20 protein-coding genes and 1 tRNA gene are annotated in these 26083 nt (G+C 65.9%); 15 read left to right on the plus strand and 6 right to left on the minus strand.

Annotated features, from left to right (window positions below; translation table 11 throughout):
* Window positions 1-90 precede the first annotated feature (90 nt).
* The 3 genes from RCH15_RS02345 (at window position 91) to RCH15_RS02355 (ending at window position 5811) form a co-directional block, all read left to right on the plus strand.
* A complete protein-coding gene (locus tag RCH15_RS02345) occupies window positions 91-2184 on the plus strand; it encodes an acyltransferase family protein (protein WP_326957620.1) in 2094 nt (697 codons plus the stop codon).
* Between the two features lie 169 nt (window positions 2185-2353).
* Window positions 2354-3865: an IMP dehydrogenase gene (gene guaB / locus RCH15_RS02350; protein WP_326957622.1), complete on the plus strand. Its 1512-nt coding sequence runs from the start codon at window positions 2354-2356 to the stop codon at window positions 3863-3865.
* Window positions 3866-3969: 104 nt separating this feature from the next.
* Window positions 3970-5811, plus strand: a complete 1842-nt coding sequence (locus RCH15_RS02355; protein ID WP_326957624.1) for an ABC transporter ATP-binding protein — start codon at window positions 3970-3972, stop codon at window positions 5809-5811.
* A 130-nt stretch (window positions 5812-5941) separates the two neighbouring features.
* Here RCH15_RS02355 and RCH15_RS02360 read toward each other — a convergent pair whose 3' ends face one another.
* Window positions 5942-6571, minus strand: coding sequence for a hypothetical protein (locus tag RCH15_RS02360; RefSeq protein ID WP_326957626.1), 630 nt, complete (start codon window positions 6569-6571; stop codon window positions 5942-5944).
* Between the two features lie 109 nt (window positions 6572-6680).
* Here RCH15_RS02360 and RCH15_RS02365 point away from each other — a divergent pair, with 109 nt between their 5' ends.
* The 7 genes from RCH15_RS02365 to RCH15_RS02395 all read left to right on the plus strand — a co-directional run bounded on the left by RCH15_RS02365 (window position 6681) and on the right by RCH15_RS02395 (window position 18022).
* Window positions 6681-7817 (plus strand): GuaB3 family IMP dehydrogenase-related protein, encoded by a 1137-nt coding sequence (locus RCH15_RS02365; RefSeq protein ID WP_326957628.1) that lies wholly within the window; start codon window positions 6681-6683, stop codon window positions 7815-7817.
* A 74-nt stretch (window positions 7818-7891) separates the two neighbouring features.
* Window positions 7892-9643: a glycerol-3-phosphate dehydrogenase/oxidase gene (locus tag RCH15_RS02370; protein ID WP_326957630.1), complete on the plus strand. Its 1752-nt coding sequence runs from the start codon at window positions 7892-7894 to the stop codon at window positions 9641-9643.
* A 68-nt stretch (window positions 9644-9711) separates the two neighbouring features.
* Window positions 9712-10200 (plus strand): PTS sugar transporter subunit IIA, encoded by a 489-nt coding sequence (locus RCH15_RS02375; protein ID WP_326957631.1) that lies wholly within the window; start codon window positions 9712-9714, stop codon window positions 10198-10200.
* Between the two features lie 226 nt (window positions 10201-10426).
* Window positions 10427-11335: an SURF1 family protein gene (locus tag RCH15_RS02380; RefSeq protein WP_326957633.1), complete on the plus strand. Its 909-nt coding sequence runs from the start codon at window positions 10427-10429 to the stop codon at window positions 11333-11335.
* Window positions 11332-11844: a DUF3817 domain-containing protein gene (locus RCH15_RS02385; protein ID WP_326957635.1), complete on the plus strand. Its 513-nt coding sequence runs from the start codon at window positions 11332-11334 to the stop codon at window positions 11842-11844. Before RCH15_RS02380 ends, RCH15_RS02385 begins: the two co-directional genes overlap by 4 nt.
* Before the next feature lie 128 nt (window positions 11845-11972).
* Window positions 11973-13562, plus strand: coding sequence for a glutamine-hydrolyzing GMP synthase (gene guaA, locus RCH15_RS02390; RefSeq protein ID WP_326957637.1), 1590 nt, complete (start codon window positions 11973-11975; stop codon window positions 13560-13562).
* A 170-nt stretch (window positions 13563-13732) separates the two neighbouring features.
* Entirely contained in the window at window positions 13733-18022 is a 4290-nt protein-coding gene (locus RCH15_RS02395; protein WP_326957639.1) for an AAA family ATPase, read from the plus strand.
* A 66-nt stretch (window positions 18023-18088) separates the two neighbouring features.
* On the opposite strand, the gene RCH15_RS02400 is transcribed toward RCH15_RS02395, so the two are convergent.
* The 3 genes from RCH15_RS02400 to RCH15_RS02410 all read right to left on the minus strand — a co-directional run bounded on the left by RCH15_RS02400 (window position 18089) and on the right by RCH15_RS02410 (window position 20053).
* Window positions 18089-18727 carry an RcpC/CpaB family pilus assembly protein gene (locus RCH15_RS02400; RefSeq protein WP_326957641.1) on the minus strand — a complete coding sequence of 213 codons (639 nt, stop codon included), beginning with the start codon at window positions 18725-18727 and terminating at the stop codon, window positions 18089-18091.
* 286 nt (window positions 18728-19013) lie between these two features.
* A complete protein-coding gene (locus RCH15_RS02405; RefSeq protein WP_326957643.1) occupies window positions 19014-19271 on the minus strand; it encodes an FmdB family zinc ribbon protein in 258 nt (85 codons plus the stop codon).
* Between the two features lie 116 nt (window positions 19272-19387).
* Complete coding sequence (locus tag RCH15_RS02410) at window positions 19388-20053, minus strand: 5-formyltetrahydrofolate cyclo-ligase (protein ID WP_326957645.1); 666 nt, start codon at window positions 20051-20053, stop codon at window positions 19388-19390.
* 97 nt (window positions 20054-20150) lie between these two features.
* Between RCH15_RS02410 and galU the strand changes: the two genes are divergently transcribed.
* From galU to RCH15_RS02435, 5 genes are all read left to right on the plus strand, one after another.
* Window positions 20151-21068, plus strand: a complete 918-nt coding sequence (gene galU / locus RCH15_RS02415; RefSeq protein ID WP_326957647.1) for a UTP--glucose-1-phosphate uridylyltransferase GalU — start codon at window positions 20151-20153, stop codon at window positions 21066-21068.
* 5 nt (window positions 21069-21073) lie between these two features.
* Window positions 21074-21694, plus strand: a complete 621-nt coding sequence (locus tag RCH15_RS02420) for a GNAT family N-acetyltransferase (RefSeq protein ID WP_326957649.1) — start codon at window positions 21074-21076, stop codon at window positions 21692-21694.
* A gap of 116 nt (window positions 21695-21810) precedes the next feature.
* Window positions 21811-22791, plus strand: coding sequence for a hypothetical protein (locus tag RCH15_RS02425; protein ID WP_326957651.1), 981 nt, complete (start codon window positions 21811-21813; stop codon window positions 22789-22791).
* Between the two features lie 119 nt (window positions 22792-22910).
* Window positions 22911-23711: an SDR family oxidoreductase gene (locus RCH15_RS02430; RefSeq protein ID WP_326957653.1), complete on the plus strand. Its 801-nt coding sequence runs from the start codon at window positions 22911-22913 to the stop codon at window positions 23709-23711.
* Between the two features lie 46 nt (window positions 23712-23757).
* Window positions 23758-23830, plus strand: a tRNA-Ala gene (locus RCH15_RS02435).
* A gap of 864 nt (window positions 23831-24694) precedes the next feature.
* Here the strand turns inward: RCH15_RS02435 and RCH15_RS02440 are convergent.
* Together RCH15_RS02440 and RCH15_RS02445 are read right to left on the minus strand one after the other, a co-directional pair.
* Complete coding sequence (locus RCH15_RS02440; protein WP_326957655.1) at window positions 24695-24916, minus strand: hypothetical protein; 222 nt, start codon at window positions 24914-24916, stop codon at window positions 24695-24697.
* Window positions 24917-25201: 285 nt separating this feature from the next.
* Complete coding sequence (locus RCH15_RS02445; protein WP_326957658.1) at window positions 25202-25954, minus strand: MBL fold metallo-hydrolase; 753 nt, start codon at window positions 25952-25954, stop codon at window positions 25202-25204.
* Between the last annotated feature and the right edge of the window lie 129 nt (window positions 25955-26083).

Here is a 26083-nt window from a genome sequence, read left to right on the forward strand (position 1 = left end):
AGAGGGCGCCCCGCAGCCCGCCGGGATTGGCCAGCGAAAATACGGGTCGGTAACGTAGGTGCTTTGGAAACCGGCCGGAAGGGTCTTCTTGTGTCCAACGACCGAACCGTAGCCACTCCACCGGCTGCGGATCCCGGCTCTCCGGCGCCGAAGGACCCGGCGCGCGCACAGACGGGCTACCGCCCCGAGGTCCAGGGCCTCCGTGCCCTCGCGGTCCTGATGGTGGTCGCCTACCACGTGTGGTTGGGACGGGTCTCCGGCGGCGTGGATATCTTCCTGCTGATTTCGGCGTTCCTGATGACCCTCAGTTTCGTACGCAAAGTCGAGGCCGGCAAACCCCTGCGCCTGGGGACCCACTGGCTTCATCTGCTCAAGCGGCTGCTGCCCGCCGTCGTCGTCGTGATCCTCGGCGTACTGGCCAGTACCCGGGTGATCCTGCCGGAGAGCCGCTGGGCGGACGTCCTGGACCAGGTCTGGGCCTCCCTGTTGTACCGGCAGAACTGGCTCCTCGCCGACTCCGCCGTTGATTACTACGCCCAGGATCATTCCGGCGCCAGCCCGCTGCAGCACTTCTGGTCCCTGTCCATCCAGGGCCAGGTGTTCGTGCTGTGGCCGCTCGCGTTCGCCGGAACGGCCTTGCTGCTGCGCTGTCTGCGCCGGACCTCCTGGGGCGGCCGGGTCAGCTACGCTGCGCTGCTGGCGGTAGTGTTCGGTGCGGTTTTCGCAGGATCGTTGATGTTCTCCATTGAGCAGACCAGTTCCAACCAGTCCTACGCCTACTTCGACACCCGGGCCCGGCTGTGGGAGTTTGCTCTCGGCTCACTGCTGGCGTTGGCTGTGCCGCACCTGAAACCCGGCAGGATGCTGCGGGTTGTTCTCGGCTGGGCCGGCCTGGCGGCGATGCTGTCTTGTGGACTCCTGCTCACCGTGGACCGTTCCTTCCCCGGTTTTATCGCGCTGTGGCCGACGCTTGCCGCAGCCGCCATCATCGTGGCGGGACACAGCGGCAGCCGATTCGGCGTGGACCGCCTCCTGACCTGGCGGCCCCTGGTGGCCCTCGGCGACAACTCCTACGCCCTGTACCTCTGGCACTGGCCGCTGCTGGTGCTGGCCCTGGCGGGAACGGGTATCGCCGCGCCGAACCTGGTCCAGGGACTTCTGATCGTGGCCGCCTCGCTGGTGCTGGCCGCTCTCACCACCAGGTTCGTGGAGACGCCGCTGCGCGAATGGCACTGGCCTCAGCGCCGCAGCTGGCGCGCCGCCGTCGTCATCGCCGTGTGCGGGGCGCTGCTGGCCGGTCCGGTGTCAGTGTGGCAGAGCCGGATGATGGCCGACGAGGCCGCCGCCGCGTCGCAGCCCCGGGAATTGACCCCCGGCGCGGCCGCCCTGGCGCCGGGAAATGCGGGCAAGCCGACGCCGGACGCGAGGATCATTCCGGCTCCGGTGGCCATGAAGAGCGAGTGGGCCGACTTCGACGGGCCGTGCACGGACGAAAACGTCCCCGGCGATCCGCTGCTGGCAGGGTGTCTGCAGAACAGCCGCCCGGACGCCGTCTCGAAGCGGATCGTGGTGCTCGGTGACTCGCACGCGCAGCAGTACATGGCGGCCCTCGGCCCCATTGCCCGCAGCCGCGGCTGGGAAGTGGTCGCGCTCCTGAAAGGCAGCTGCCGCTTCGGCGCCGAGTCCCCGGACCGGAACGCCGAATGCAACGCCTTCAATCAAGCCAGTGCCCAGTACGTCCTGGACCACAAACCCGACGCTGTCTTCACGGTGGCCTCCCTGACCCTCAAGGATGCGCCGTTCGAAACCGAGGTGCCGCAGTACCTGGAAGGCATCCAGCCTTTCACCGACGCCGGCATGGACGTGGTGGGCATCCGCGACAATCCGCGCTTCACCATCAACATGCCCGAATGCGTGCAGAAAAACGGCCCGCATGCCCCGAAGTGCAGGGTGCCGCTGCAGGAGTCGCTGGCCGAATCCTCGCCCCTGGACGCTTACCGGGGGCGGGTGCCCGGACTCCATCTGATGGACCTGAGCGATTTCATTTGCGCCGACGGGGTCTGCCCTGCCGTCGTCGGCAACGTCTACGTTTACAAGGACGACAACCACCTGACCAAGACCTACGTGGAGAGCATGATCCCCATGTTCGAGGAGCGGCTGCTCGCAGCCACCGGCTGGACCTAACGCGCCGCCGGGTGCCGTTGCTCACAATTCCGGCCCGGAATATGGGGATCGCCGCCGAGGTTCTAGTATTTATTCAACACTTCTGCACAGGCCACGCCCGTAATGACGGGCTGGTCATCTGTTGCAACCCCTACCCGTGAATCCCATAACCAAGGTAAGAGGCGCACTCATGACCCAGCCCGAACACGATCCCTTCGGCTTTATTGGCCTGACATACGACGATGTACTGCTGCTGCCGGGCCACACGAACGTGATCCCGTCCGAGGCTGATACGTCCTCGCGGATTTCCAAGCGCATCACGGTCAACACTCCGCTGCTCTCCGCGGCGATGGATACCGTGACCGAGTCACGGATGGCCATCGCGATGGCCCGCCAGGGCGGCCTCGGCGTGGTGCACCGCAACCTCTCGATCGAAAACCAGGCCGACCAGGTTGACCGGGTCAAGCGCAGCGAGTCCGGCATGATCACGAACCCGCTGACCATCGGACCTGAAGCCACGCTCGCGGAGCTGGACGAGATCTGCTCGCACTACCGGGTCTCCGGTCTGCCGGTCGTGGACGAGGGCATGCGGCTGCTGGGCATCGTCACCAACCGCGACACCCGCTTCGTGCCGGAAGCGGACTTCCCGCTCCGGCTGGTCAGCGACGTCATGACCAAGATGCCGCTGGTCACCGGCCACGTCGGCATCAGCCGCGAGGAGGCCTCGCACAAGCTCGCGACCAACAAAATCGAGAAACTTCCGCTCGTTGACGAGCAGGGCCGGCTCAAGGGCCTGATCACCACCAAGGACTTCGCCAAGGCTGAGCAGTACCCGCTGGCCACCAAGGACGACGAGGGCCGGCTGCGCGTTGGCGCCGCCATAGGATTCTTCGGTGACGGCTGGGAGCGCGCCATGGCACTTGTTGACGCCGGCGTCGACGCCCTTTTCGTGGACACCGCCAACGGACACTCCCAGGGTGTGCTGGACATGATCCGCCGGCTCAAGTCCGATCCGGTGGCTGCGCACGTGGACATCATCGGGGGGCAGGCCGCCACCCGCGAAGGTGCCCAGGCGCTCATTGACGCCGGCGCCGACGGCATCAAAGTGGGCGTCGGCCCGGGGTCCATCTGCACCACCCGCGTGGTCGCCGGAGTCGGCGTCCCGCAGATCACCGCCATCTACGAGTCGGCCAAGGCCGCCATCCCGGCCGGTGTCCCGTTGATCGCCGACGGCGGGCTGCAGTACTCCGGCGACATCGGCAAGGCCCTGGTCGCCGGAGCCGACACTGTCATGCTCGGGTCCCTGCTGGCCGGCTGTGACGAGTCGCCGGGTGACCTGATCTTCGTGAACGGCAAACAGTTCAAGCTGTACCGCGGCATGGGGTCGCTGGGAGCCATGCAGACCCGCGGCAAGAACACCTCCTACTCCAAGGACCGCTACTTCCAAGCCGACGTTACCGGCGACGACAAGCTCATCCCGGAAGGCATCGAAGGCCGCGTGGCCTACCGCGGCCCGCTGGCCTCGGTGGCCCACCAGTTGGTCGGCGGCCTCCGCCAGACCATGTTCTACACCGGTGCCCCGACCGTGCCGGAGCTCAAGGCGCGCGGCAAATTCGTCCGGATCACGGCGGCCGGGCTCAAAGAGTCCCATCCGCACGACATCCAGATGACGGTCGAGGCGCCGAACTACGGTTCCCGCTGACCCGACCGGCCCGCCCAACCAGCCCGCCGCGGGGGCCGTCGTGGCGGCTCATAGCGGGCCCTCCTGCGGGCTGGCCGGGGGACGGCGTGTCCTAGGCTGGAGTCATGTCCGAACTCCTGCCTGCGCGTGAGCCCAAACGCAAACTGGCGCTGCGGCCCTACGCCCGGGCCGTGGCCCAGGTGCTGCGCGTCAGCTTCCGGGCCTCGCCCGCCGCCGTCGTGATGAAAGTTGTCGGCTCGCTGATTTCGGCACTGCTGCCGCTGGTCACCACGTATTTCGCCGCCCTGACCACCACGGCCCTCGCGGCCGCCTACGCGGGCAACGCCGCGGCGGGGCAGCAGGCCGTTGGCTACGTCATCATCACGGCCGCGCTGGGACTGTTCTGGGGCGCCTTCAGCAGTGTGGACCGGTACATTCAACAACTCATGAGCTTCAAAGTCGGCGCGATCGTGGGCGACCTCATGTACGAGCGCTTCCTGGCCCTGGAGTTCTGGCGGTACGACGACAAGGAAACGGTGGACCTCTACGACCGGGCCAAGCGCTTCTCGGATTCCTACGCCCGGGTCCTGGACCGGATCGCTGCCATCTTCACCCAGCTGGTCTCGGTCCTGCTTGCCATCGGCGCGCTGCTGCTGGTCAGCTGGTGGATCGCCGTGATCGTCCTCGTCGCGATCGTGCCCAGCGTCTACCTGCAGTTTAAGCTGTCCCGCGAGCAGATCGCGCACTGGAACACCCAGATCGATTCGCGCCGGCAGCGGCGGATGATCGAGACTAACCTCCTCCGGCCCCAGCACATTGCGGAGATGCGCCTCTACGGGATCGTCGGATACCTGATGGGGCTGCGTTCCCGGCTTCGCGACGCGGATGAGCGCCGCCGCCTGGATTTCCAAAAGCGCTACATTCCCAAGCAGCTCGCCGCGGATGCCCTGCAGTACGGCGCCGAGGTCGTCTCGCTGATCTGGGTGGTCGGGCAGATCATCGCCCGGGCCCAGCCGGTGGGCCAGTTCCTCTACGTCCAGCAGATCGTCAGCCGCGCCTTGTCCACCGCCAACAGCCTGGTCTCCTCACTGAGCTCCATTGATGAGGACCTCGCCAACCTCAAGGACTATGAGCTGTTCATGGCGCTGCCGGTGCGCTCCGAGCACGCGCCGCCGCTGCTGCAGGCGCCGGCGGCCGTAGAACTGCGCGACATCCGCTTCACCTACACCGGCAGCGAACTCGAAGTCATTAAGGGCATCACGCTGACCATCCGCGAGGGCCAGCACATCGCTATCGTGGGGGAGAACGGCGCCGGAAAGTCCACCCTCATCCGCATCCTCGCAGGGCTCTACCGCCCGGACTCCGGGCAGGTGCTGCTCGACGGCGTGGACCTCGCCGCCGTCGACGTGAAGTCCTGGCACCGCCACCTGGCGGTGCTCAGCCAGGAGTTCCTGAAGTACGAGTTCGCCACCGCGGCGGAGAACATCTTCTTCGGCGACGTTGACATTCCGCGCGACGACGACCGGATCCGCCGGGCCGCGACCGACGCCGAGGCCCTCGAGTTCATCACCAAGCTGCCCAACGGCCTGGACAACCACGTCAGCAACTGGATGGAGGATCCGCGCGGGCGCAAGGGCAGCGGACTGTCCGGCGGCCAGTGGCAGCGGCTCGCGATCGCCCGGAACTTCTACCGCAACGCCCCGTTCATGGTCATGGACGAGCCGACGTCGGCGATCGACGCCCTGGCCGAGCACCGGATCTTCACCCGGCTCTTCGCCGACCGCAGCAGCACGATCATCGCCATCAGCCACCGCCTCGCGACGATCGAGAAGGCGGATATCGTCTACATGCTGGAGGACGGGCGGGTGGTGGAGCAAGGCACCCACAAGGAGCTCGTGGCCCTGCGCGGCCGGTACTTCCGGATGTTCGAATCCCAGCTCGCCGTGGATGACGCCGAAGGGCGTTGAGAAGCCGGGCTGAGGACTGCCCCGGAGACGGCCAGCACCGCGGGGTACCACCAGGCGGAGAAAACCCAGGATCTGCGCTGGGCGAAGCCGAAGGCCACTCCGCGGTGAACCACTCCGGTGTCCGGGACCATCATGAGGTTTCTGACGGTCCGGCGTCCGTCTGAACCACGGTGGTCCGCACCCGCGCCAGGCTGGGCTCCGCCGGAACGCTGCTGAAACCAAAGGAGACGGCGGGCAGGATCGCGGTGAGGGCGCCGGCGTCGGCGCCGTCCCAGGTGACGCTCGCCGAGTCGATCCGATGTAGATCCGTCACGCCGTAGTACTCCTGCCGCCCGCCCTTCGCGGCGCCCGCGGTGCGCGCGCCGGGGCTGAACCGTGCCGCCAGCGGGCTGATGGCCCGCAGCCATTGCGGATGCACTGCCACGGGCCGGGGAACCAGCCGGAGGAGGCTGCCCAGCCGGGTGCGGACGCCGACGGCGGCCCGGATCCGAAGCGGGCCCGCGTCCACCGTGAGCCGGTGCCCGTCCCGGGACGCCGCGACGTCCACCACCTGGGTGTCATCAAAGGTGTAGACGTCAGCGATGAAACCACCGATCTCGGCGGTCGGGGCAAACAGGATCCGGTGCCCGGAGGGCAGCTCCACCATGGCGTCAGCAAAGGTCCCGAACGGGGAATGCCGCCACAGGCCCACCACCGCCCGCAGGCCGGATTCTGTTCCAATCCCGGCGATATGGCCATCGAAGACCCAGCGTGTACCCATGCCGCCAGAGTACCGGCTGGTACCGGCGTATTCTCGCGGGGAACCGCCGCGGCATCACCCCGGCGCCCGGCATCGTCCCGGTGCCCGTCCGCTGGGATAACCTAGAGCAGTGACTTACGAGATTGAGATTGGCCGTGGCAAGCGTGGGCGTCGTGCCTACTCCCTGGATGACATTGCGATCGTCCCCAACCGTCGTACACGTGACCCCAAGGACGTCTCTGTTTCCTGGCAGATCGACGCCTACAAGTTCGATATGCCCGTTATTGCCGCACCCATGGATTCGGCTATGTCGCCGGAGACCGTCATCGCATTGGGCCGGCTCGGCGGGCTCGGCGTTCTGGACCTTGAAGGCCTCTGGACCCGGTACGAGGACCCGCAGGCCGTCCTTGACCAGATCGGCGCGCTGCAGGATGAGACCAACAGCCCCGCGGTTACCCGGCGCATGCAGGAGCTGTACCAGGCCCCGATCCAGCCGGAACTCATTACGTCCCGCCTCGCGGAGATCCGCGCCGCGGGCGTCACCGTTGCCGGCTCCCTGACCCCGCAACGGACCCAGGAGCACTATAAGACTGTCGTGGCGGCCGGTGTTGACATCTTCGTAATCCGTGGCACCACGGTCTCGGCCGAGCACGTCTCGAAAGACCACGAGCCGCTGAACCTTAAACAGTTCATCTACGAACTCGACGTCCCCGTGATTGTCGGCGGGGCTGCCGGCTACACCCCGGCCCTGCACCTGATGCGCACCGGCGCCGCCGGTGTCCTGGTCGGCTTCGGCGGAGGCGCCACCAGCACCACCCGGCGTGCCCTCGGCATCCACTCGCCCATGGCGTCCGCCATTTCCGACGTCGCCGCCGCCCGCCGCGACTACATGGATGAATCCGGCGGACGTTACGTCCATGTGATCGCCGACGGCGGCATGGGTTCCTCCGGGGACATGGTCAAGGCCATCGCCATGGGCGCCGACGCCGTCATGCTCGGCAGCGCCCTGGCCCGCGCCGAGGAAGCCCCGGGCAAGGGCTGGCACTGGGGCCAGGAAGCGCACCACCTTGAACTTCCCCGCGGCGACAGGGTCAACGTCGGCACGGTGGGACCGCTGGAGGAGGTCCTCTTCGGGCCGGGCCACCACACGAGCGGAACGTCGAACCTGATCGGTGCGCTGCGCCGTTCCATGGCCACCACCGGCTATTCGGACCTCAAGGAATTCCAGCGCGTCGACGTCGTCGTTTCGCCCTACGCCGGGAACTGAGAGCCCCCTGCCCATCGCGGGAAGATCGAAGTAGTCTGGTGCACTACGAGCTTTGATCCCGATGGAGGCGTGACATGAACAGTTTTCCCGGCGGTTCACCCAAGACCGGCGGTGCCCTGGGGCCCGCAGAACGCGAAGCGTCACTCGCGGTACTCAGGGGCACCACGGAACCGGGCAAGGAACTCGACATCCTGATCGTCGGCGGGGGCATCGTGGGCACGGGGGCCGCCCTTGACGCCATTACCCGCGGCCTGACCGTCGGCATCGTCGAAGCCAACGACTGGGCCGCGGGCACCTCGTCCCGTTCCTCCAAACTGATCCACGGTGGTCTCCGCTACTTGGAAATGCTCGACTTCGCCCTGGTCAAAGAAGCGCTGCACGAACGCGGGTTGATCCTCTCAGCGATCGCCCCGCACCTGGCCCGGCCGGTACCCTTCCTGTATCCACTGACCAAGCCCTTCTTCGAACGGCCTTACGTGGGTGCCGGCATTGCCTTATACGACGCCATGTCCATTTCCGGCGGGCAGCAGCGGGGGGTGCCGTTCCACAAGCACCTGAGCCGCCGCGGGACGTTGCGGGCCGCGCCGAGCCTGAAGGACGACGCTTTTGTCGGTTCCATCCGTTACTACGACGGTCAGGTCGACGACGCGAAATACTGCGCCAACCTCATCCGCACCGCAGCCCACTACGGCGCCCACGCCGTCAACCAGATGTCCGTGGTCGACTTCCTCCGGGAAGGCGAGCGCGTCGTCGGCGCGAAGGTGGTCAACCATGAAGACGGCTCCACCTTCAACATCAAAGCCAAGCAGGTCATCAACGCCACGGGTGTCTGGACGGATGAAACCCAGGCCATGGTGACCGACCGCGGCCAGCTTAAGGTCCGCGCCTCCAAGGGCATCCACCTCGTGGTTCCCCGCGACCGGTTCCAGTCGACCGTTGGGCTGATCCTGCGGACCGAGAAGTCCGTGCTGTTTGTCATACCCTGGGGCCGGCACTGGATCATCGGGACCACCGATACCGACTGGCATCTGGACAAGGCCCACCCGGCTGCATCCAGCAAGGACATCGACTACATTCTCGAACATGTGAACAAGGTTTTGAAGCGCCCGCTCACCCGCGAGGATGTCGAAGGCGTCTACGCCGGCCTCCGGCCGCTGCTGGCCGGCGAAAATGACTCCACGGCCAAGCTATCCCGCGAACACGTCGTGGCGCATCCGGTTCCCGGTCTCGTGGTGGTGGCCGGCGGCAAATGGACCACGTACCGGGTCATGGCCAAGGACGCCGTCGACGAGGCAACGCGCAGCATGGACGAGCGCGTTCCCCCCAGCTGCACCGAATCCATTCCTCTGCTGGGTGCCAGCGGCTTCAAGGCCGCCTGGAACAAACGCAACCGGATGGCCGAGGAAACCGGCGTCCACGTGGCGCGGATCGAGCACCTGCTCAACCGGTACGGTTCCATGGCCCCGGAGGTCCTGGCGATCATCACCGAGAACCCGGAGCTGGGCGAGCCACTGCCGGGCGCGGACGACTACCTCGCAGCTGAGGCCGTTTACGCCGCAACCCACGAAGGCGCCCGCCACGTGCAGGACGTCCTGACCCGCCGGACCCGGATCTCGATCGAGGCGTGGGACCGCGGTGTGTCCGCCGCGCCGGTAGTCGCTAAACTGATGGGAGATGTCCTCGGCTGGAGCGATGCGCAGCGTGAAAGCGAGATCAAGCATTACCTGGCCCGGGTCGACGCCGAACGGCTCAGCCAGGAGCAGCCAGACGACGAATCCGCCGACGCAGCAAGGCTGGGCGTTGAGGCCATCGTTCCGCTGCGCTGACCGCGGCGCTCGCCTGCAGCCCCAGCCGGGACTGCCGGCGCACTGACGCCACTTCGAAGGGATATCTCTTGGCGGAACCACTGGACCGGTATGACGCCGAGCTCACCACCCCTGAAATGGTGATCCTCGAAATGGACGCCACCGACAAGCTCGACGCTGCCGCCCAGTTGGCTGAGCGGATGCACGCGGCCGGACGCATCTCCGATCTGCCCGGATTCCTTAAGCACGTCAATGCCCGCGAACACCAGCTGGCCACCGGCCTGCCGGGCGGGATCGGACTGCCGCACGCGCGCAGCGAGTTCGTCTCCCGGACAACCATCGCTGTCGGCATCACCAAATACGGCAAGGCGCTCGATTTCGGCGCCACCGACGGGCCTGCGACGGTGGTGCTGCTGATTGCCACCCCGGCCAGCTCCTTCTCCGAACACCTGGAAGTACTGGCCACCCTTGCGCGATCGTTGTCCAAGGAATCGTTCCGCGAGTCCCTTCGGCGGGCCTACGACCCCGAAGTGATTGCGGAACTGATCAATTCCAGCCTGGTGTTCTTCGACCACTGAAATTGGGGCAGGCCCTTTCGTGTCGACTCCGTTGTCACGCAGGGACCCGGCTGCCCCACTTTTGGGGCAGGCCCCTTCGTGTCGACTCCGTCGCCACGCAGGGACCCGGCTGCCCCACTTTTTGGGGCAGGCCCTTTCGAGTCGACTCCGTCGCCACGCAGGGACCCGGCTGCCCCGGTCCAGGCACGTTTCGTTGTTCTACACGCGGACGAAGTACGGTTAAGAGGTGTTGAAAACTGCCCTCAAACCCCGCTGGATCGCAGGACTGGTGTTCGCGATCGTCGTCTCAGGGGTGTTTGTGCTGCTCAGCCAGTGGCAGTTCGGCCGCTCAACGCAATCCGAAGTGACAGTCTCCACAACGACGGAAGAACCCAAACCCCTGACCACGGTTTTGCAGCCAGGCGGCTTCTTCCCCGGTTCGGTGGCTGACCAGGTGGTCACGGTCACCGGCACCTACGACCCGCAGAAACAAATCCTGGTCCCGGGGCGCTTGCACGACGGCGCCAGGGGCTACTGGGTAGTTGCTGCCCTGGCTGTGGAGAACGCCCCGGCCCTGACCGGCGCCGGTGCCACGCCGCAGACCTGGATTCCAGTCGCGCGCGGCTGGGTTGCCGACCCCGCGGACGCGTCCGCACCGCCGTCGGGCAGCGTCGAACTGACCGGACGGCTGCTGCCGTCCGAGGCTCCCGTGCCCGGAACCGACGCCGGTCCCGGAAAGGCAAGCGCCGTGTCTGTCGCCGAACTCATCAACATCTGGGAAGTCAGCAGCTATCCGGGCTTTGTCGCAGCGAGCTCCGAGACCGCCGGCGGCAGCGACGTCAGCGCCAGTGCCTCCGTTGGGGCCTTCAAACCACTGAATATCGGGCCGCAGCCGCCCGCCGAAAAGGTCAACTGGCTGAACCTCTTCTACGCCGCGGAGTGGGTGGTCTTCGCCGGCTTCGCGCTGTTCATCTGGTGGCGGCTGGTCAAGGATGACTACCGCCGAAGCCTGGAGGACGCCCTCGACGAGGAGCAGGAAGCTGCCCAGCTGTATCTGTCCGAACCGGATCCCGCCGACCAGCACCCCACTGACCAGCACCCCACTGACCAGCACCCCACTGACCAGCACCCCACCGAACCGAAAGTGCAATCATGATCGAGCCCCAGCCGGCCGTCCAGCCGCAGCAGTCCAACGTCCCGGGTGGCGGGCGCGGTAAAAAACGACGGTTTGGCGGAACCGAGGCCCAGATCCGTTCGGCACTGAAGTTCTACAAAGTCCTCGCCTACCTGACCGGCAGCATGCTGCTCCTGCTTTGCGCGGAACTGATCGCCCGGTACGTTTTCGGCCAGTACCTCTTCGCGGGGGGCACCAACGCCGTCACCGGCGAGGCGTTCGGATTCGGCTTCGCCGACGCCGAACCGCCAGGCGTCGTGGGCGGCGTAAATCTGTCCATCACGGTTTTGATCGTGCACGGGTGGATGTACGTGGTGTACCTGATGTCCAACTTCCGCCTGTGGTCGCTGATGCGCTGGCCGTTCGCGAAGATGATCGTTCTGGCCCTTGGCGGTGTGGTGCCCTTCCTGTCATTCTTCGTGGAGAAGAAGTTCCACGCCGAGGTGGAAGCCGAGCTGGCCGCAAACCCGCAGGCGCCGCAACGCTACTGAGCATCTAACCGACACGAAGCCGGGAGGCCACAACCTCACCTGTGAGATCGCTTACCCGGTGGCTTTTCCCCGCCCCGGACCGGCTTCTCAATGTGCGGGCGGACGGTGCTGCAAAGTAGGCTGGTACGGTGACTACTCCCACTGCACCCCAGACGTCCCACAAGCCCGTGCTGGTTGTTGATTACGGCGCCCAGTACGCGCAGCTGATCGCCCGCCGCGTCCGGGAAGCGAACGTGTATTCGGAAGTGGTTCCGCATACCTACAGCACCGAGCAGCTGCTCGCCAAGAACCCCGCCGCCATCATCTTGTCGGGTGGTCCCGCTAGCGTTTACGCCGAAGGCGCCCCGGCTGTGGGGGCGGACCTGTTCGAAGCCGGAGTGCCGGTTTTTGGCATCTGCTACGGCTTCCAGGCCATGGCCAATGCCCTCGGCGGCAAGGTGGCCCAAACCGGGCTTCGCGAATACGGAGCGACCGAAACCACCACCGTCGGCGAAGGCCGCTCCATCCTGATGGGCATGCCCCAGCACCAGAGCACGTGGATGAGTCACGGCGACTCTGTCCACGAGGCTCCCGAAGGCTTCGAGGTCCTTGCTACGACCGCCGGCGCCGACGTTGCCGCCTTCGCCAACGAGGAGAAGAGCCTCTACGGCGTGCAGTGGCACCCCGAGGTGAAGCACTCTGCGTACGGCCAGCAGGTCCTGGAGAACTTCCTGTTCAAGGGTGCCAAGCTGGAACCGAACTGGACCACCGGCAACATCCTCGAGGAGCAGGTGGACCGGATCCGGGAACAGATCGGCAACGCCCGGGTCATTTGTGGGTTGTCTGGCGGTGTCGACTCCGCCGTCGCTGCCGCCTTGGTTCAGCGCGCCGTTGGCGACCAGCTGACCTGCGTATTCGTTGACCATGGACTGCTGCGCGAAGGTGAAGCCGAACAGGTTGAACGCGACTTCGTGGCCGCCACGGGTGTCAAACTTTACGTCGCCAACGAGCAGGAGCGATTCCAGTCGGCACTGGCCGGCGTCAGCGACCCGGAGACTAAACGCAAAATCATCGGCCGCGAGTTCATTCGCGCCTTTGAGGAAGCCGAGCAGGCCATCATCGCCGAAGCGGCCGCGCACGGCGAGAAAATCAAATTCCTCGTACAAGGCACCCTCTACCCTGACGTCGTTGAATCCGGCGGTGGTGAAGGTTCTGCCAACATCAAGAGCCACCACAACGTGGGCGGTCTCCCCGAGGACCTGCAGTTCGAGCTCGTCGAACCGCTGCGTGCCCTGTTCAAGGATGAGGTCCGCGCCGTGGGCGCCCAGCTGGGCTTGCCGCAGGAGATCGTCGGCCGCCAGCCGTTCCCCGGGCCGGGCCTCGGCATCCGGATTGTCGGCGAAGTCACCAAGGAACGCCTTGACCTGCTCCGGAAAGCAGACGCGATCGCGCGTGCGGAGCTGACCGCTGCCGGGCTCGACAATGAGGTCTGGCAGATGCCGGTGGTGCTGCTGGCCGACGTCCGCAGCGTCGGGGTCCAGGGCGATGGCCGCACCTACGGTCACCCGATCGTGCTGCGGCCCGTGTCCTCCGAGGACGCCATGACGGCGGACTGGTCGCGGCTGCCCTACGATCTGCTGGCCAGGATCTCCAACCGCATCACCAATGAGGTGGACGGCGTGAACCGCGTCGTTCTGGACGTTACCAGCAAGCCGCCGGGAACCATTGAGTGGGAATAGTCCGTTCGCGGGCCAGGGAACGGAATTTGTAGCCTGCGAGTGTTGCGTCGTCTCGCGGGCACCGGATTCCGGCTACCCTCGGAAGCATGCCGGTATGGTCCATGACGTCCCGCGCGAGCACGAATAACGTGACGAGCGAAGCAAACGCAAGCACAGAAAAGAAGGCAGTAGTGTCAGTTGGTCAAGGCCACCCCGAGGGCTCCGAAGAGCTCAGGAAATGGCTGTCGGGGCTCAAGCCCGTCACCGGGGCAGATACCATGTTGCGGTTCACCAAGACCCCCGAGGGTTCTATCGACTTGACCCATGCCCATCCCTCCGGGCTTGCCCAGCTGATGGCCGGGCGGCGGACCCGCCTCTCCACCTTGATTCGTGACCATCAGCAGTACGTTATCGCTGCGAAGGCCTCGCGCAATCTGCGGTCCAAGATCTTCGAACTGGGCAATGACCGCGGCATCGACGCCGGGTACTTCTCGGCCGGCACAGTGGTGTGGACGTCCGCCGTCGGCGGTAAGCCCCAGCGCGTCTCCGCCCCGGTGATGCTGGCTGCAATCTCGCTCACGGTCCGCCCGGGAGAGGACGACTACGAACTCCAGCTGACGGAGCAGGCCAAAATCAACCCGGCCCTGGTCCGGCACCTGAAGACCATTCACGGGATCGGATTCGACGTCAACGCCGTCACCCGTATGGCATACAGCACCGCCCGGTTGGACCCGCAACCGGTCCTCGACCGGCTCGGCACGCTCATCCAGCCCATCCACGGCGCCGAGGTGGAGCACAATCTCTTGGTGTCCACCTTCGCCGACCTGTCCGGCACCCTGGACGACCCCTGGATCAATGCGAACCATCCCCTCATCAAGGCCCTGGGGCGCGCCGCCACGGGCGGCGTCGCGGAGGTGCCCGAGCCCAAAGCCGGGCGGTTCCCCAGCGTCGACGAGCGCGATCCCGCCGATGAGCTGCTGCTGCTCGACGCCGACAACCACCAGCAGTACGTGGTCGACGCCGTCCGGGACGGAGACTCGCTGGTGGTCAGCGCCCCGCCGGGTACGGGCCAGACCCAGACCGCGATCAACACCATCGGGGCCCTTGTCGACCAGGGAAAAACGGTCCTGGTTGTGGGGGACCGGCGCGCCAGCCTGGCCGAAATCGCCGCGCACCTGGACTCCCTGGGACTGGACTCGATCCTGCTTCCGCTTGCGGGCAACGCCACGCCCCTGCAGTTCAAGGACCAGCTGGTCCGGGGCATTGTGCGCAACGAGAAATCCCTTCAGCCCCAACTCGGCAACCTCCACACCACCCTGACCGAGCACCGCCATGCCCTCCAGGACCATGTCGCCTCGCTCCACAACGTCCGTGAACGCTGGGGCTGCTCACCCTACGAGGCGATGCAGTCGCTGGCCAAGCTTACCGCCATCCAGCCGGCACCCGCTACCACCGTCCGGCTCAAGCGCAGCGTGCTGGACAATATCCGGGATCGCGAGGAACTGGCAGGGCGGCTGCACCGGGCGGCTGAATTGGGGAGCTTCAACCGCGCCTCAACAACGAGCCCCTGGCACGGTGCCCGCCTTTTGACCCGCAAGGAAACCGAGGAAGCACAGCAGGTGGCCAGCTCCGTGGCCCGGAAGCTGCCGGAACTGCGCGAGATGATGAGCGGCGTCGCCGATCATGCCGAGATCCGCCTGGGGAGTTCCTTTGCCGAGTGGGGCGACCAGGTCGAACTGCTGGTTGCCGTCCGCGGAAGCCTGGATAAATTCACCCCGGATATCTTCGACCGGCCGGTCCATGACCTCATTTCCGCTACCGCGGCCTCCTCCTGGCGGCGTGAACGGAACATTGAGATGCCTTCCATGCAACGCTCACGCCTGCGCAGGGTGGCAAAGGAGTACGTCCGCCCGGGCGTCCACATCGCCGATCTGCACAGCTCCCTGGTCCTCGTCCAGGAGCAGCGGGCCACGTGGGCCGGCTACGCCACGACGCAGCGTCATCCGGCAGTCCCGGCAGGTCTCGGGGAAATCATCTCGCTGTACCGTGAGCTGGACGCGGAACTGGCGGAGCTGGGTCAGGCCGTACGGCATACCCCGGCCGGCGGCGAGTTGCACGGCACGCCTTACGACGAACTGATGGAACGCCTGGGCCGGTTGGTGGCCGATACCGCCATTCTGGAGACGCTGCCCGAACGGACGCTCCTGGTCGAGAACATGCGCGAGCACGGCCTCGGCGAACTGCTGGACGACCTTGCCAAACGGGAGGTGCCGGCGGAATCGGTGGCTGCCGAACTTGAGCTCGCCTGGTGGCAGTCGGCGTTGGAAGCCATGATCAGCGGTGACGATTACTTGGCCATGTCCGACGGCGACGCCCTGCGTCAGCTCGAAGCGGAGTACCGTCTTGCGGACAATGCCCACATCGCCAGCGGTGCCGCCCGGCTGCGCTGGCAGCTGGCTGAACGCTGGCGCGCTGCCATCGCGGAGCACCCGCGGCAGGCGGAACTGTTGCGCAGCCTGCTCAAAGACGGCCGGGTGACCCTTTCGTCATTGACAGCCCAGACGCCGGACCTGCTCCCGGTGCTGATCCCGGTGTGGTCCGTCAGCCCCTACCTGCTTTCCTCGGTTCTGCCAGCGGAGCAGCGCTTCGATGCCGTCGTCATCCTGGACGCCGAAGCGACGTCCCTGCAAGCCGTCCTGCCTGCCATCGCCCGCGGCAAACAAGTCGTTGCCTTCGGCGATGACCGCATCGCCAGCCCGCGGACGTTCTCCGTCGGGGTGGAACGGCTTGCCGCTGGCGAAAGCTCCCATCAAGATGTGGAAAGCGCGTTCAGTGCGCTGTCGGCGGTGCTGCCTGTCTGCAAGCTGCGCCACGTCTACCGCGCGGTTGACGAGGATCTCGTGCGGCAACTAAGCAACAGCTTTTACGGTGGCGAGCTGAGCCGGCTGCCGGAGGGGCAATCAGCGACGGGCCTGGACCGCGCGCTCACAGTGGAATATCTTCCGGATGGCACGGGCCTGCCCAGTGCTGACCAGGATGGTGTTGAATCCGTCGTGGCCGAAGTGAACCGCGCTGTGGAACTAGTCTTCGAGCACGCCAGATTGCGGCCCCGGACCTCCTTGGCTGTTGTTACCGGCAGCCTTAGGCACGCGGCCCGCATCGGCGAGTCCATCCGGTTGCAGTTGCCCAACTACCCGTCGCTGGCCGGCTTCTTCACGGCCGGGGAAGAATCCTTCCGTGTAGTGGACCTGGAACGTGCACAAGGCCTGGTCCGCGATCACATCATTTTCTCGCCCGGCTATGGACGTACCCCGCACGGCCGCGCACTTCACAGCCTCGGACCCCTGTCTGCCGACGGCGGACGGGCCCGGTTCGCCCTGGCCATGACGCGGGCGCGACGCTCGCTGCACGTGCTCAGCTGTTTCCGGCCCGAAGACTTGGATGTGACCCGCCTCAGTCACGGCGCAGTCGACTTCTACCAATTGATAGACCGTGAAATTGCGGGCAACTCCGATCTTGGAAGCCCTGCCTCACGGGCGGCGGCCAGCGAGCAGGCCTTGGGCGCGGACCCACTTGTGGCAGATCTCGGCGACCGGCTGCGCGCCCGGGGAGCCCGGGTCTGGCACCAGTACGACGGCGTCCTGAATATGGTGGCAGCGGCGGACCCGCTGAGCACCCTCGGCCAGGACGACGCTGAAATTCCCCGTCCCGTGGCGATCGAGTCCGACGGCACAGAGCAGTACCGCCGGCTGACTGTCCGCGAACGCAGCAGGCTCCGTCCGCAGCTCCTGGAACGGCTCGGTTGGCGGTACATGCCGCTGTGGACCATTGAGGTGTTCACCGATCCATCGGCCTGCGCGGACCGCATCGGTGGATACCTGGGTCTGGAAAAGCCGGTCGGACCTCACCGAAAACAGGCGTCGCCGGGATTCTTTGACGACGACGTGGAGAATCTGGCTGTCAACGAAGCACCGGCAAGCGAGGATGACTCCCCGTCAGGAAGCCCGGACAGTGCACCCCGGGAGGATGAAGGTCAGGGCGATAGGGAGGCCGATGCCATGGACGCCGACGGCGCCCCCCGGGATACCGACGGCGCGCAACCCGCCATAGCCAACCGTGACGTCAATGCCCAGGACGGTGGCGGAGACGGCCACGCCAACAGTGACGGTGACGGCAATGCCCGGGACGCTGGCGGAGACGGCCACGCCAACAGTGACGGTGACGTCAATGCCCAGGAGGGCAACGACGACAGCCAGGCCAACAGCGACGCCACGGACGGCAACGACGACAGCCAGGCCAACAGCGACGCCACGGACGGCAGCCTGGATGACTCGACCCCCAAGTTCTTGTCGGCGACGGTCGCGGACGATGTGCTGCCGAACAAGGCTGCTGAGGACGATCCGCGCCGCTGGCGCGACGACGCCGGTGACTACGACCACGATTCCTGGCTTCAGGAACAGAAGCCTCCGCACTGGGACTGACGCACCTCAAGAGACGGGGCGGTTCCGGGGGCACCCGCGGGGCCGCCTCTCCGGCGTCCGGGGGTGTTAGCCCGAATCTGCCGGGACTAGGACAAAAAACAGCTTGCCCTGCGTGGATGCGCCGGCGAGACGACGGGCCTGATCGGCGTCCGCGGCGACCACCAGGAGACCGTCGATATCTCCTGCGCCCGCCCAGGGGCCAGCGTCGCTGCCGCGCCCGGAAGTCCACAGCACCGGAACAGCTGCGGCCAGTACCTGGGACGACGCGGGCTGATCGAAGGCGTCGCCGCTCGTCATGACCACATTGACGAGTTGTCCGGGGGAGAGCAGTTGGATCGAGGCCGGATCCGCCATCCGGAGCGGCACGGCCGCTGATCCCGGCCGGCTTCCGGCCAGCAGTCCGGGGCCAAGGAGCTGGGAATCGGAGAGCAACTGTCCCTGGCGCAGGGCGACGGCCAACTGCTGGCCTTGCAGGGCATCGGTGCTGCCATAGCTGCTGCCGGCCGGAACCAGGGCGTGGGGGACGCTCAGGAGTGTCAGGTCGTCCGGACTGAGGGTTTCGCCTGCCGGGAGATCCCTGGCCGCGGCGACCGCGGAGACACTATCGGCGGGAGCCGGGGTCAGCTGTTGCACTGTGAGAGCTGCTGCGAGGCACAGCAGCAACGCCACCGCCAACCGCCGGTTGCGTCCGAGCCAGCGGACCATCTGCCGGCCGGCCGGCTGCCTTTTTTGTCTGCGGCCCTGCGGAAGGCGTCCCGGGCTTAGCCCACCGGGACGGTGGCTGGCGGAGCGCCCGCGCCTCTGGAACCAGTAGGGGCCTGACGCCGGGCGCACCGAGGATGCCGGGGACCGTACGGAACGAAATCCGCCGACCGGTAAGGGAAGGGCGCGAGTGGGCATAGGCCGACACTACGCAGGGGACCGGTCGTGGGTCAGACCCTGCGGAGGCTATGTGGACAATGCCGCCGAGGAGCCCGCAAGGCGGCGGCCGTTAGTTGGCGGAAGAAGAAACGGCGGCGGGCGCAGGCGTTGCCGCCGGGGCGGGAGCCGGTGCAACAGTGCTTCCTTTAGCTTCGCGGGAGTCTGTCCGGTAAAAACCGGACCCCTTGAAGACCACACCCACGCTGTTGAACTTCTTGCGCAGGGTCCCGTGGCATTCCGGGCAGGACGTGAGGGAGCTGTCGGTGAACGACTGCACGATCTCGAAGGCGTGGCTGCAGTCCTTGCAGGCGTATGCGTAGGTGGGCACTGGGAATCCTCCTCTGGGACAAACGAGCAGGTCCCGTGCCGCTGAGCCAACGGTCCCGGCCGAGATGTCTCCAGCCAGATCCGTCCCTTAGCAGTCGCAGGGCCTGAGTGCCAATTCTAGCACCCCGGCCGTAAGTCTCCGGATGCTGGGCCCCGGAGTTCCAGCAGCCCTGACGGGGTGAGAGCGGCGGCCACTTTCCGATCGAACGACTCCGCAGGGATGCTCCCGGCGGACAGCACCTCGCTGTCATAGACGACGGCTGCGGTCGGCAGCGGCGCCAACAGGCCGCCGTCGGGCGCCGGGGCCCTGGTGGCCAGGAGGGTGCCCAGCGCCGCCAGGAACCTGTCGTAGTAGCCGCCACCCTGGCCGATCCGGTTGCCGGAGAAGTCTAGGGCGGTGGCAGGCAGGAAAATGCCATCCGCGTGCCGCATCGCGGTGGTGTCGAGGCGTTCCCCCGCAGGTTCCAGGATTGGTGCGTAGCGGCTCCGGACGTACTCCGACACGGGTGTCCAGCGCACCCAGCTCAGGGCCAGGCCGGGCTCGCAGACCGGAAGTAGAAGCCGGTGCCCCGCCGCGTGCAGCGCCCCCAGCAGGGGGAGGGTTGGCGGCTCTGTGCCCACGCCCAGGTAAGCGGCGAAGGTGCCCGGCCTGCCGCCGGTCAGGCTCGCAGCCCAGGAGAGACCGTGCCGGGCAATGCCCATGCCGGCGGCTTCCACCTCGGCCGGCGCCAGGGCAGTGCGCCGGGCCCGGTGGCTGGCCCGGATCTCTTCTTTCGATGCCATGATGTCCTGTCCGTTCGGAGGATCCGGCCCCTGAGGCTGCGGCTCGCGCCGGCTCCAATGATTACCTAATGCTTGGTCCCTCCGTTAGATTAGTCCAGTGACTACACCCAACGCCCCCGTCCGCAAGGCCGTCATCCCCGCAGCCGGCCTCGGCACCAGGTTCCTTCCGGCCACCAAGGCCATGCCCAAGGAAATGCTGCCTGTCGTCGACAAGCCCGCCATTCAGTACGTCGTCGAAGAAGCCGTCAACGTTGGGCTCAGCGACATCCTGATGATCACCGGCCGCAACAAGCGCGCGCTGGAGGACCATTTTGACCGCGTCCCCACCCTGGAAGCCACTTTGGAGGCCAAGGGCGACACCGCCAAGCTTGAGTCGATTCAGGCCGCCAGTAACCTCGGCGACATCCACTATGTGCGCCAGGGCGATCCGATGGGTCTCGGCCACGCCGTCCTCCGTGCAAAGCAGCACGTCGGTTACGAGCCCTTCGCCGTCCTCCTGGGTGATGACCTGATCGATGCACGGGACGAACTCCTCAGCACCATGATCGAGGTCCAGGCAAAGACCGGCGGATCGGTGGTAGCCCTGATCGAGGTTGAGCCGTCTGAAATCAGCGCGTACGGCTGCGCGGATGTTCAAACGATTGCCGGTGAGGACTACGTCCAGATCAAGCACCTGGTCGAGAAGCCAGACGTCAAAGATGCCCCGTCCAACCTCGCGATAATTGGCCGGTACGTTCTCCACCCAGCCGCCTTCGAAGTGCTGGAGCACACCAAGCCCGGGCGGGGCGGCGAAATCCAGCTCACCGACGCGCTGCAGGAACTGGCCTCCGGTGAAGGTGAAGGGTACGGCGTTTACGGCGTGATCTTCCGCGGCCGCCGCTACGACACCGGCGATAAGCTCAGCTACCTGAAGGCTTGCGTCCAGCTGGCCATCGACAGCGAGGACCTGGGGCCCGGCCTGCGGGAATGGCTCCCCGGCTTCGCGGCGAGCCTGGCGCCCACCCTGACCAAGTAGCGCACGTGGCGGGGAGCTTCCAGTGGCCGGTAACGCTTGAAACCGGGGACCTGGTGTTGCGGCCTATCCGCTACCGGGACCGCAGGGAATGGTCCGAGGTACGCTCCCGCAATAGCGAGTGGCTGGCCCCATGGGAAGCGTCCAACCCTGTCCCCGGGGGTGGCCTTCCCGATTACCGGCAAATGGTGCGGTCCCTGAAAATTCAGGCCACCCAAGGGACGTCGTTGCCGTTTCTCATCACAGCCCGGACGCCAGGCTTCCGGGACCCTGTGATCGTGGGGCAATTGGCCGTTTCCTCCATTGTGTGGGGCTCGGCCATGATGGCTACCCTGGGCTACTGGGTGGATAAGGACCGTGCCGGACACGGAATCGCCCCCACAGCCGTTGCTTTGGTGACCGACTATTGCTTTCAGACACTGGGACTGCACCGGATGGAAATCAACATCCGTCCGCAAAACGCGCCGAGCCTCCGGGTGGTTGAGAAACTCGGGTTCCGCGACGAAGGCTACCGGCCGCGATTCCTTCACATAAACGGCGAATGGGCTGACCACAGAAGCTTCGCGTTGACCTCCGAAGAAGTGCCCGGAGGCCTGCTGGAACGGTGGCAGCGAAACCGCCACGCGTAGCCGGCCGGCCCCTCCGGAACCGCCGTCGTGCGACTCATTCAGTCAATTGCCAGTTGCCCCGCGACACACCGGGGACAATGCCGGGCTGCACCGGGCATTGCTCATACGGTTTTGATGTGGACTTTCCCCTTAGCAGCTCTGTGATCCTTGTCATTGCTGTTGCGCTCTGGATTGTGTGGGTAGCTCCGTACTTGCTCCGGAACGGACGCCACCTGGTTCAGCCCGCTGGTGAGCACGCACCGGACGCCAGCAATCTTGAAACAGCAACCCCGCAAGCCGGGTACGTCATGAAGATGGCGGCCCAGCAGGAGAGACCTATGACCAGCACGCACTGGACCGGATCCGGTTCCGGGAACATCACGTCCGACAGCGTCCCCTGGACTCAAGCGCCTGCCCCGGCATTCAAAATCCGCTACGGACGGCTGGCCTTGGCGACGGCAGGGTTGCTGTTGCTGCTCACCGGGTTCTTGTCTGCGGTCCTGGGAATTTTCGGTCTCGGTTCATTCTGGCTGCCGGTTACCTCTTTGCTCGGTGCCGCTGCTGCAGTGTTTACTCTCCGCTGGCTTGCGGTCCGGGACCGGCGCCGCAAGGTGGACGCAGCCTTCCGCGCGGCCATGTCCGCGCCGACGCATCCTGACCGGTCCGCTCCGTCACACTTTCCGCTGCACGCACCGGAAGAACTCCGCGAACGGGCCGAGAATCCGCTCTTCGACGCCCAGGCCGGCGCGTTAGATCAGAAGCCCGCGCCGATTGCCTTGACCGCCCTGGAGCTCCGTCAGGCTGCACTGGCGGAAGCCGCGGCTTCCGCTGACGCCTCGGTCCGCGCCGCCGATGCCCGTATGGGGCAAGGAGCCAGTTGGGACCCGGTGGAGGTCCCCAAGCCCACCTACGTGGAGGCACCCAAGGCCGAACGGGCCGCGCCCGTGCCGCTTGATCTGCCAGAAGCACCCAGAGCGGTCGGAAAGCCTTCCCTGAAGCAGGGCCACCCGCAGGCACAGGCTGCTAGTCGCGCCCAAGATGCCCACCCCAAACCCCTGGGTAAGGCCCAGAGCGCCCTGAGCAACCTGGACGATGTCTTGCAGCGCCGTAGGGCCTAAAGGCTGGTTTGTTCGAGCCCCGGGCCGCCCGCAGTGGCAGCCCGGGGCTTTTTTGTGCCCAGTGATCGAAATTCACCCGCCGCGGCCGCGAGGAACCGCGGACGCGGTAGCCTCAGGGCATGACTCGGATTTGTGTTGCCGGCGGAACCGGCCAGGTGGGACGGGAAGTTGTGCGGCTGGCGGTGGCGGAAGGCCACTCGGTGGCGGCGCTTTGCAGGAATCCACCGCACGTCGGATCAGCGGACCGGGCAGCCGGGGCAGAGTACTTCCAGGCGGATGTCCGCACCGGCGAGGGGCTGGCGGCGGCACTGGCAGGGGCCGGCGTCGTGATCGACTGTCTGGAGGGGCGTTCCGGACGGGCCCAAGCCAACTTCGCCGACGGAGGCGCCCGGTTGCTGGCCGCAGCCCAGGACGCCGGCGTGGCCAAGGCCGTCGTGCTCTCGATCGTCAACTGCGACCAGAGCCGCTTCCGCTACTACGCCTCAAAGGCAGCCAAGGAACTCGTCTTTCAACGATCGGGGCTGGAAACCGTCGTTCTCCGGGCGACACAGTTTCATTCCCTCCTCGCGACCATGTTTGCCGCCGGTTCAAAGCTGCGGATCATCCCCGTAGTCAAAGGCGCCCGGTTCCAGCCGATCGCACCCGCCGACGTCGCGGGGGAGCTGCTGGCGGAGGCCCTGAAGAAGGCGTCGGGACCGCGGCACAGGGCGAGGACCGTCGGCGGCCCCGAGATCCAGGACATGGGGGAGCTCGCGCTGGAGTGGAAGGCCGCCACCGGCTCCCATGGCCGCTTGGTGAGGATTGCGCTGCCCGGCGCGATGGGAAAATACCTGCGCGCGGGGCTGAACCTGGTGCCGGAGGAACGCCACGCCGGTGAGACTTTCCGCGGCTGGCTGGCAAAGAGCGCAGATAGTTTGTAGCCTAGGGACACCGGCAACGCCGTTCCTTCGGGACCGGCGTTGCTTCGGGGCTATAGCTCAGTTGGTAGAGCGCTTCGTTCGCATCGAAGAGGTCAGGAGTTCGAATCTCCTTAGCTCCACTGCAAAAGCATTCTGAACTGCGGAGACGTTGGATTGGAAGGCTTTTCTCCTTCCCGATTTTGAGTCCAGCCGACGTTTACCCGACGTTTTGCGACGAATGGCCGTGGTGTCCGTGGAGCATCTGGATGGGACTGCCCCGGCGTGGTTCTTGACCTCCCAAACGATGCGTGTGCGTTGGTGGGGTCAGGGGAGGGAAGTGGGAGAGTGCACCGACGAGAGTATTGGCCACAAACTCCAGGTAGGCCGTGCCGTTGCGTCTTCCAGTCCCCTCAGATTGTCGAGCATGCGCCCTTCCAGTGCACCGGTTCCTTCGGATTCCTCCGTGGCGAGCCGCGTCGGCGTGAGGGCTGCCAAATCCTAGTTGTCGTAGATGAGCCCCATTGTGCAACGCGACGCACCCCACCAGGGCCTTCAAGAAGCAATCCTAGCGCCAGCCGTAGGACTCCAGCGCGCGAAGCAGGGAAGCAGGGTTGGCCTTCAGATGGTCGACCGGGCGCGCCCCCGGCAAGAGCCCTGGATGGGGTGAGAATCCAGAGGGTGAAGTAGCTATGTGGGTACCCAGTTCCATGGCTCTACGAAAGAGCGCTGTGATGGTTGGTTGGAGTTCTCCGCCGGGGAGGAACTGGAATTCCGGACAGAAGGTCCCGTCGTCTATGAATACGCGGACGATCCTCCGCATGACCGGTTCGGGGTTTTCCATCATTTCGGAGAGCCGGTGGCGGACCAGTTCCAGGGGCGGTCGCGTGAACTTCCTGGATCGCTGCCCGTCGGATCTCTCGCCCGCGCAGGATTACTTTGATGGCCGGATGGGCCTTAATGAAAACCCATTGAGGTATTCGGTCCCTGAGGAGGATTCCGCACTTTTAGGGCGACCACCGTTGGCGCTCCACGGTAAGACCGAAAGGGACCTCGTCGCTGATCTCGAGCAAAAACGACGACATGCTTTCCCTGGTGATGAGGATGCCGCCCCTACGCAACTTGATGGCTCGGTCCCTTAGCCTTTGCTCGGCCCGTCCCAGCATGGAGTCCATGCTGACGCGGTCTGTGGCCGTGACCTGAAGAACCGCCTTATGGGTCTCGTTCATTGCATCCCCCGGTTTCGCGGGGAGAACAGCCTGATGCGGCGCCTTTGCTCGATGGCGGCGCCCTCGGCGACCAGACCGATAGGTCCGCCGCCGATCGCTGCAACGGGAAGATTCTTCGCTGAATCCATGGGTTCCTCTGTTTCATCCGTAGGTGATGCGGGTTCAGTTGGCAGGTGCCTGCCGGTCCCCGGTGGGACCGGCAGGCGGGAAGGTCATAGCAGAAGTCTCGGCCGTCACCGCTGCCCGTGGTTGTCGCGAGGTTGGATTCCTTCGCGGCCCCGGTGGTTAGATCTCAAGGACCCGCGGCACCCCCGGGGTGAGCCATTTCAGGCGGTCAGTCAGGCCGGCTTCGGCAAATGAAGCGGCGATCTCGTCTTCCGTTTCCGTGAAGTGTTCCCACGAGGAGAAATGGATGGGCACCACGGCGTCGGCGCCGAGGACGGCAGAGAACTTCGCCGCGTTCGCGCTGTCCATGCTGATCATCTGGTCGCCGAGGATGGCGAACTTTGCCGCGCCGAGGTGCAGTACCGCTACGCCGACCGAGAACAGGTCGCCGATGCGGTCAAGGTCGCTTTCGTAGGTGGTGTCACCGGAGATGTAGAGGACCTTCTCTTCGCCGGGGACCCGGAGAATGAAGCCGACCACGTCACCCGCCGGACCATGATGCGCCGGTGTCGCTGTGATGATCACGGATTTGTCCCCCACAGAGAACGTGTGGCTGCTCCAAGGGGCGATACCAACCGCTTGGCCGCCCAGCCGTCCCGCGCCACTTTGGGTGGTCATGACGGGCTTCCCCTCCAGCAGCCTCCTGCCGGCAGCGTCGAGGTTGTCCGGGTGCTCGTCGTGACTGAGCAGCACGGCATCAAACGGCGGAAGTTCGCCTGCGGATATGGCCGGCTCAACGGTGCTCCGCAGGACCACCGGCCCGGACACATACTCAGTGGGGGCGGGGTCGAACACCGGATCGGTGAGGAATGTGAGGCCGCCGAAATCAACGAGCATCGTTGCGGTGCCGATATGCGTCAGGGTTGTCTGCATGGGTCTTCCTTAGAATCTTGAATTTCAACGGCCGGCCTTTTGCCGCCACGGATAGGTCCACAAATGGGGCAAGTCAGAAGAAGCGATAGGGCGAGCTTCTAACTATACGGACGATCGTACAGTATAATT

This window comes from Arthrobacter sp. MP_M4, assembly GCF_035984855.1.
GTDB lineage: Bacteria > Actinomycetota > Actinomycetes > Actinomycetales > Micrococcaceae > Arthrobacter.